5 protein-coding genes and 2 rRNA genes (1 of these 7 only partly in view) are annotated in these 8,604 nt (G+C 60.1%); 5 read left to right on the top strand and 2 right to left on the bottom strand.

The annotated features are described in order from the left end of the window. The 4 genes from E5E97_RS02450 to E5E97_RS02435 form a co-directional block, all read left to right on the top strand. Positions 1–1,071, top strand: a 23S ribosomal RNA gene (locus E5E97_RS02450); it begins 1,818 nt to the left of the window's first position. An 84-nt stretch (positions 1,072–1,155) separates the two neighbouring features. Beyond that, positions 1,156–1,270 (top strand): 5S ribosomal RNA (gene rrf / locus E5E97_RS02445). 294 nt (positions 1,271–1,564) lie between these two features. Then, positions 1,565–1,882 (top strand): PTS system regulator TmaR, encoded by a 318-nt coding sequence (tmaR, locus tag E5E97_RS02440; RefSeq protein WP_016352207.1) that lies wholly within the window; start codon positions 1,565–1,567, stop codon positions 1,880–1,882. 216 nt (positions 1,883–2,098) lie between these two features. Beyond that, positions 2,099–5,182 carry a transglycosylase domain-containing protein gene (locus E5E97_RS02435; protein WP_011707626.1) on the top strand — a complete coding sequence of 1,028 codons (3,084 nt, stop codon included), beginning with the start codon at positions 2,099–2,101 and terminating at the stop codon, positions 5,180–5,182. Between the two features lie 85 nt (positions 5,183–5,267). Here the strand turns inward: E5E97_RS02435 and yjgA are convergent, their stop codons facing one another. Next, positions 5,268–5,792: a ribosome biogenesis factor YjgA gene (gene yjgA, locus E5E97_RS02430; RefSeq protein WP_010635921.1), complete on the bottom strand. Its 525-nt coding sequence runs from the start codon at positions 5,790–5,792 to the stop codon at positions 5,268–5,270. 113 nt (positions 5,793–5,905) lie between these two features. On the opposite strand from yjgA, the gene pmbA reads away from it, so the two are divergent. Beyond that, complete coding sequence (pmbA, locus tag E5E97_RS02425) at positions 5,906–7,249, top strand: metalloprotease PmbA (protein WP_011707624.1); 1,344 nt, start codon at positions 5,906–5,908, stop codon at positions 7,247–7,249. 85 nt (positions 7,250–7,334) lie between these two features. Here pmbA and murA read toward each other — a convergent pair whose 3' ends face one another. After that, positions 7,335–8,591, bottom strand: a complete 1,257-nt coding sequence (gene murA, locus E5E97_RS02420) for a UDP-N-acetylglucosamine 1-carboxyvinyltransferase (protein ID WP_011707623.1) — start codon at positions 8,589–8,591, stop codon at positions 7,335–7,337. Positions 8,592–8,604 lie beyond the last annotated feature (13 nt).

The raw sequence follows: 8,604 nt of genomic DNA, 5'->3' as shown, positions 1-8,604 counted from the left end.
GCCCGGTGCCGGAAGGTTAATTGATGGGGTTAGCGCAAGCGAAGCTCTTGATCGAAGCCCCGGTAAACGGCGGCCGTAACTATAACGGTCCTAAGGTAGCGAAATTCCTTGTCGGGTAAGTTCCGACCTGCACGAATGGTGTAACCATGGCCATGCTGTCTCCACCCGAGACTCAGTGAAATCGAATTCGCCGTGAAGATGCGGTGTACCCGCGGCTAGACGGAAAGACCCCGTGAACCTTTACTACAGCTTGGCACTGAACATTGAACCTACATGTGTAGGATAGGTGGGAGGCTTTGAAGGCGTGACGCCAGTTGCGCTGGAGCCGTCCTTGAAATACCACCCTTGTATGTTTGATGTTCTAACGCAGGCCCCTGAATCGGGGTCGCGGACAGTGCCTGGTGGGTAGTTTGACTGGGGCGGTCTCCTCCCAAAGAGTAACGGAGGAGCACGAAGGTTGGCTAATCCTGGTCGGACATCAGGAGGTTAGTGCAATGGCATAAGCCAGCTTAACTGCGAGACGGACAGGTCGAGCAGGTACGAAAGTAGGTCATAGTGATCCGGTGGTTCTGAATGGAAGGGCCATCGCTCAACGGATAAAAGGTACTCCGGGGATAACAGGCTGATACCGCCCAAGAGTTCATATCGACGGCGGTGTTTGGCACCTCGATGTCGGCTCATCACATCCTGGGGCTGAAGTCGGTCCCAAGGGTATGGCTGTTCGCCATTTAAAGTGGTACGCGAGCTGGGTTCAGAACGTCGTGAGACAGTTCGGTCCCTATCTGCCGTGGGCGTTGGATGATTGAAGGGAGTTGCTCCTAGTACGAGAGGACCGGAGTGAACGAACCTCTGGTGTTCGGGTTGTCACGCCAGTGGCACTGCCCGGTAGCTAAGTTCGGAATCGATAACCGCTGAAAGCATCTAAGCGGGAAGCGAGCCCTGAGATGAGTCATCCCTGACCCCTTGAGGGTCCTAAAGGGCCGTTGGAGACCACAACGTTGATAGGTGGGGTGTGTAAGCGCGGCGACGTGTTGAGCTAACCCATACTAATTACCCGTGAGGCTTAACCATACAACACCCAAGAAGTGTTCTAAGGCTTGTAGCAGATACCGAGAACGAACAACAAAATCAGCTTTCTTAGATTGAAGTTATTTGCCTGGCGGCCATAGCGCCGTGGAACCACCTGAACCCATGCCGAACTCAGAAGTGAAACGCGGTAGCGCCGATGGTAGTGTGGCATTCGCCATGCGAGAGTAGGACACTGCCAGGCACCCAACACGAGAAACCCCGCTCATCTGAGCGGGGTTTTTTATTGCCTGAAATTCGCCTTATCTCACCCCTGATATATCCCTTCGGATGGAGAGTCTGCACTGCTTTCCACTCTGTTGTTCACTCGGCTCTCTCGTGCCGAAACCCGGCGTCAGCCCTGCAATTAGGGTTGTATCTGCCTCATAACTCGGTAGAGTAAAGGCATCTTGGGTTGGCCCGTACTCTCTCATGTTGGTTTCTTTAGTACGGATGCAACTTGGCCTGCTTTTATCAACCTTACGTCAGTGGTATCGATATGGAACAAGTAAACAAGTCCACCTTCAGCGATGTACTGGAATATGTGCGTATGTCCCGTCGTCAGAACAAACTCAAGCGTGAAATTGCGGACAACGAGAAGAAGGTCCGTGACAACCAGAAGCGGGTGCTGCTGCTCGACAACCTGAGCGACTACATCAAACCGGGTATGAGCATCGATGAGGTGCAAGCCATCATCGCCAACATGCGGGCTGATTATGAAGAGCGTGTGGACGACCACATCATCAAGAATGCCGAGCTGTCCAAAGAGCGTAAAGAGCTGAGCACCAAGCTCAAGGCGATGAGCTCCAGCAAATAAGCCTGCTCACTGTCTTCTCAAAACACCGGCCATAGGCCGGTGTTTTGCTTTCAGTCATCAGCTCGGATCTCTCACCGTGCTGCAACAATCGGCTCCCCTTTTTATGATCGCCCTGTTACCATCACTACAAAGCGGTCAATAGTTTTCAAGCCATTGACTTGAAACGACTAAGCTTGAGTGAAACACAATAAATTGCGCAACCATGGTGGGGCTGATATGGGCGCATCAGAACAGACGGATTTGAACAAAGTGGCATCTCAGGATTCATCTGTCCCAAGCGCGGACGGCAAGTACAAGCGCAAGCGTCGTTCCTGGTGGCGCTGGTTGTTCTGCTTTTTCTTTTTGCTGTGCCTGGCTGCGGTGATTGCTCTGGTCGGTTATGAGATGCAGACTTCCCGCCTGCAGTCGCAGGAGATCTCCCGCTATGCGGCCAAGCTGACCTATCAGGTTGAACCGGGCCCCAGCAAGCAGATTGCCTTCCCGGAAGATGGTCCCTTCGACAAGCGGCTCGGTTATGTGCTGTTGCCCATGATGCAGGAGCGCTTGCTGCAACGGGGTTATCAGGTCAGCGAGCAGGTACATTTCTCCGACGCCTTGTATGACTACGCCAGTCGCGGCTTTTTCGTGCCTTATACCGAGAAGGTGCAAGCCGGCCTGACCCTGCACGACTGCCGGGCGGAACCCTTCTATCAATTCAAGTATCCGACCCACTATTACCCGGATTTTGCCTCCATCCCGCCGCTGGTGATCCAGTCGCTCTTGTTCATCGAGAACCGTGACCTGCTCAGCAATGAGCAGCCGCTGGCCAACCCGGCCGTGGATTGGCCCCGTTTTGCCAAGGCGGCCATGTCGCAGGTCGGCAAGGCGCTCGATATGCAGGATCAGTCGGCCGGCGGCAGCACGCTGGCGACTCAGGTCGAGAAGTATCGCCACTCGCCGGATGGCCTGACGCTGTCCCCCACCGAGAAGATCCGCCAGATGGCGTCCGCCAGTGTGCGGGCCTACCGGTTGGGCCCCAAGACGCTGGAGGCGCGCAAGCTGGTCGCCTGGGCCTACCTCAACTCGGTACCGCTCTCTGCGGCTCCCGGCTATGGGGAGGTGCACGGCCTGGGGGATGGTCTCTGGGTATGGTTTGGCGCCAATGTGGACGAGGTAAACCGGCTGCTGGATCCTGCGCGCAACCAGGATGCCTCGCTGGCGGAGCAGGGCCTCGCGCTGCGCCAGGTGGTCTCGCTGATGATCGCTCACCGTCGTCCCTCCTACTATCTGGCGCAGGGGCGTGATGCACTGGCGACCCTGACCGACAGCTATCTGCGGCTGTTCGTACAGGAGGGGATGATCACGCCGCCGCTGATGGAAGCCGCGCTGAAGGCCAAGATCTCGTTCCGTGATTTCTTGCAGTCCCCGGCGGTGACCAAGGTCAACAACAACAAGGGCCTGCAAGTTGCCCGCACCCGTCTGAGCCGTCAGCTCGGGGTGCAGCTCTACGATCTGGACCGGCTCGATCTGACGGCCGACACCAGCCTCAACATGCCGCTGCAAAACGAGGTCTCTCGCTACTTGCAGCAGTTGGCCGATCCGACGTTTGCTGCTCAGGTAGGGTTGTTTGGTGAGCGCCTGCTCTCGCCGGAGAAGACGGGAGACGTGAAGTACAGCTTCACGCTGTTCGAGAAGTCCCCGCAGGGCTTCAAGGTGCGGGTGCAGACCGACAACACGGATCAGCCGTTCGACATCAACGAGGGCAGCAAGCTGGAGCTGGGGTCAACCGCCAAGCTGCGGGTGCTGACTACCTACCTGGAGATCGTCTCCGAGCTGCACGACAACTACGCGGACATGTCGGCCGAGAGTCTGCGCAAGATAGAGGTATCGGAGCAGGACAACATCAGCCGCTGGGCCGTCTCCTACCTGATGACCGCCAAGGACAAGAGCCTGCCACCCATGCTGGAGGCGGCGCTGGATCGCAAATACTCCGCCAGCCCGAACGAGGGATTCTTCACCGGCGGTGGCATGCACACCTTCAACAACTTCCGGCGTGAGGACAATGGCCGCATCCCGGCCATTCGCGACGCGCTGCGCGAGTCTATCAACCTGCCCTTTGTGCGGCTGATGCGTGACATCGTCCGCTACAGCCTATACCGGGAGGGCAACCGTGCCCAGCTGCTCAAGGATGACAAGGATCCGCGCCGTACCGAGTATCTGGCCAAGTTTGCGGATAAAGAGGGGCAGACCTATCTGCTGCGCTTCTGGCGCAAATACCGTGGCAAGACTGCGGATGAACAGCTCGATACCTTCCTGGATGGTCTCAAGCCCAGCGCCGTGCGCCTGGCCGCCGTACACCGCTACCTGATGCCGGATGCGTCGCAGGAGACTTTCGCTGCCTTCCTGGCGAAGCGTCTGCCGCGGGAGAAGCTGAGCGATCGTCGTATCGAGCAGCTCTATACCAGCTATGGTCCCGGCAAGTATTCGCTGCCGGATCAAGGCTATATCGCCCGGGTGCACCCGCTGGAGCTGTGGCTGCTCTCCTATCTCAAGGAGTTCGACAAGGCGACTTTCGCCGATGCCGTCGAGGCGAGCCGGGACGAGCGGCAGGAGGTCTACAGCTGGCTGTTCAAGACCCGCCACCGCAGCGCCCGCGACAGCCGGATCCGCACCATGCTGGAGGTCGAGGCCTTCCTCGACATCCATCAACGCTGGGCCAGACTGGGCTACCCGTTCGATCACCTGGTGCCGTCGCTGGCAACGGCCCTGGGCAGTTCGGGCGACCGCCCTGCTGCGTTGGCCGAGCTGATGGGGATCATCCAGAACGGTGGCATTCGTGCGCCGACCCTGCGCATCGAGCATCTGTCGTTTGCCAAGGGCACGCCGTTCGAAACCGAGTTCCAGCCAGCACAGACCGAGGGGACCCGAGTGCTGCCGGTCGAGGTGGCCACCGCGCTGCGCAACGCGTTGTCGAAGGTGGTGGAAGGGGGCACGGCCAGACGCATCGCCGGTGCCTTCGCCCTGCCGGACGGTACCGTGCTGCAGATGGGGGGCAAGACGGGGACGGGCGACAACCGGATTGAAACGGTCGGCCGCTACGGCAACGTGACCAGCTCGCTGGCTCGTAACCGGACCGCCACCTTTGTCTTCTATCTGGGAGAGGATCACTTCGGTACCCTGACGGCCTATGTGCCGGGCAGCCAGTCCGACAAGTTCCGCTTCACCTCGGCCCTGCCGGTGCAGGTGCTCAAGGGGATGGCTCCGCTGCTGATGCCGTATCTGCAGCCAGGCACTCACACCCAGTGCATGGCGGGCAGCTGACAGCTTCGGCGACACGAAAACGGGGCCATATAGGCCCCTTTTTATTTGTACTGCTCATCGCCGGTCGGCGAAGGTGAGTCATCACTTACAGCAGATCTTCGATCTCGCCGCGCAGATACTGGTACATCTCGCGATAGGCCACCGGCGGCTTGTTCAGCTCCCGCTCCTTGTTGGCGGTGCGGATCAGCTGGCGCAGCTTCTGGCGGTCCAGTTCGTGGAACTGGGACATCAACTCGTTGAGGGCGCTGTCACCTTCATTGATCAGCCGCTCACGCCACTGTTCCAGCCGGTGCAGGCGGGCGTTCACGGTGGAGTGGCGATTCTTGATGATGGAGAGCGCCTCGACGATGGGCTCCACATCGCGGCTGCGCATCAACCGGCCGATGAACTGCAGGTGGCGACGGAAAGACTCGTCCTTCTTCGGCTTGAGCTTGCGGCCCAGCTCGACCGCTTCGGCCAGCTCTTCATCCAGCGGGATCTTCTCCAGCTCGCTGTGGCTGAGGGAGACGATCTCTTCCCCCATCTTCTGCAAGGCTTCGGCATCGCGCTTGAGCTGGCTTTTGCTGGGGCCCCAGTCTTCCCACTCGTTGTCGTCTTGATATTGACTCATCGGTCTCTTGATTCCTGTCATTCACGTTTGGTGGATATGTTACCAGCTTCTCCCGCTGGGCGCAGGGGTCTGATATGCTTAGCCCCTTTCCTTCCTTCATACAGATGTGAGTTATGGATCAGCAAGACCAAATCCGCCAGGATCAAGCCCATCTTGAAGCCGTAGTTGCCGAGGCCCTGGAGATTGCCAAGGGACTGGGCGCCGGGCTTGCCGAAGTCTCCATCAGCAAGCAGACCGGGTTGTCGGTGAACACCCGGGGTTGTGAACTGGAAAGCATTGAATTCAACAAGGACGGGGCGCTCGGCATCGCCGTCTATCGCGATGGCTGCAAGGGGTCCTCCTCCACCACAGATCTGAGCCCGTCGGCCATTCGTGCCGCCGTCGAAGCAGCCATGGAGATTGCCCGGCACACCTCGCCGGATGCGTGCGCCGGTCTGGCTGATGCCGAGTTGCTGGCCTGGGACGCCCCGGATCTGCAACTGTGTCATCCGATCGAGCTGGATCCGCAGCGCGGCATCGAACTGGCCATCGAGTGTGAACGACTGGCGCTGGGCCGCGATACCCGCATCAAGCACTCCGACGGCGCCGGTTTCTCCAGTCACCTCGGCATCAAGGTGTATGGCAACAGCCATGGCTTCGTCAAAGGCTACGCGGCATCGCGCAACTCCCTGAGCTGCGTGCTGATCGGCGAGCAGGACGGTGACATGCAGCGCGATTACGGCTACTCCTCCAGCCGTACCCTGGACGGGCTCTGGAGCCCGCAGCGGATCGCCGACGAGGCGGTGGAGCGCACCCTCTCTCGTCTGGGGGCCCGCAAGATCAGCACTCGCCATGCTCCCGTGCTGTTCCATCCCGATACGGCGGCCGGTCTGTGGGGTCATCTGGTGATGGCCATCAGCGGTGGCAATCTCTACCGCAAGTCGAGCTTTCTGCTGGACAAGCTGGGCAAGCAGATCCTGCCCGAGTGGCTCACCATCCAGGAGTTCCCCCACCTACTGGGGGGGCTCGCCAGCACCCCGTTCGATGGCGAAGGCGTGCTGACCCGCGACATGGACATAGTGCGCAATGGCGAGCTGATGAGCTGGCTGCTTACCTCCTACTCCGCCCGCAAGCTGGGGCTCACCACCACGGGCCACGCCGGCGGCATCCACAACTGGCAGGTTTCCAGCACCGGCCAGGATTTCAATGGCATGCTCAAGGAGATGGGCACCGGCCTGCTAGTGACCGAACTGATGGGGCAGGGGGTCAACATCGTCAATGGCGACTACTCCCGCGGCGCTGCCGGTTTCTGGGTGGAGAACGGCGAGATAGCCTACCCGGTCGAAGAGATCACCATCGCTGGCAATCTGGCCGAGATGTTCAGCCATATCGTGGCGGTGGGCAGCGACGAAGATGAGCGCTCCAGCCTCAAGACCGGCTCGGTGCTGGTCGAGAGCATGAAGCTGGCCGGCCACTGATCCCGGCATCAGCGGATTACCGCCATGAAAAAGGCCCCTCGCACTGCGAGGGGCCTTTTTGTATCAGCGTGCGCAGGGGCGGCAATCAGCCCTTGATGCGCTCGATACGGCCGCCAAGGCCTTGCAGCTTGTGCTCGATGTCTTCGTAGCCACGGTCGATGTGGTAGATGCGATCGACGATGGTGGAGCCTTCGGCGACGAAGCCGGCCAGCACCAGACTGGCGGAGGCACGCAGGTCGGTTGCCATCACCTGGGCACCCTTGAGCTGCTGGGTGTCGCGGCAGATGGCCACATTGCCCTGCAGTTCGATGTCGGCGCCCATCCGGACCAGCTCGGGTACGTGCATGAAGCGGTTCTCGAAGATGGTCTCGGTGACCATGCCGGTGCCCTTGGCTACCGCGTTCAGCACGGTGAACTGGGCCTGCATGTCGGTCGGGAAGGCCGGGTAGGGGGCGGTCTTGATGGTGACCGGCTTGAGGGTACGGCCAGTCATGTCGAGGGTGATCCAGTCTTCACCCTTCTCAATCAGGGCGCCAGCCTCTTCCAGCTTGACCAGTACCGCTTCCAGCAGGGTCGGATCGGTCTTGCGGCAGGTGATCTTGCCGCCGGTGACCGCTGCGCCTACCAGGAAGGTACCGGTCTCGATACGGTCGGGCTGGACGCTGTAGCTGCCGCCATGCAGACGCTCGACACCGTCGATGGTCAGGGTGTCGGTGCCCGCGCCCTGGATCTTGGCGCCCAGCGCGTTGAGGAAGTTGGCCAGATCGACCACTTCCGGCTCGCGCGCGGCGTTTTCGATCACGGTGCGGCCGTCAGCCAGGGTGGCGGCCATCATCAGGTTCTCGGTACCAGTGACGGAGACCATGTCCATCAGGATGTGGGCACCCTTCAGGCGGCCGTCGACACGAGCCTTGATGTAACCATCCTCGATGGCAATCTTGGCACCCATCAGTTCCAGACCGTGCACGTGCAGGTTGACCGGACGAGCTCCGATGGCGCAGCCACCGGGCAGGGAGACGTCAGCCGCGCCAAAGCGGGCGGCCAGCGGGCCCAGCGCCAGGATGGAGGCGCGCATGGTCTTTACCAGCTCGTAGGGGGCGACATGGTTGTTCACCGCACCGGTCAGTACGGTGACGTTGCCGTTCACCTTGGTGGTGGCACCCAGCATCTCCAGCAGTTTGATGGTGGTGCCCACGTCTTTCAGGCGCGGCACGTTGGAGAGGTGGATCTCCTCATCACACAGCAGGGTGGCGAACAGGATCGGCAGAGCGGCGTTCTTGGCGCCAGAGATGGTCACTTCGCCGTTGAGAGTACAACGACCATCGATCTTGAATTTGTCCATTTACGTTTGATAC

Source organism: Aeromonas sp. 2692-1, from assembly GCF_013085505.1.
Classification (GTDB): domain Bacteria; phylum Pseudomonadota; class Gammaproteobacteria; order Enterobacterales; family Aeromonadaceae; genus Aeromonas; species Aeromonas hydrophila.
This window is presented reverse-complemented; position numbering and strand designations above follow the sequence as displayed.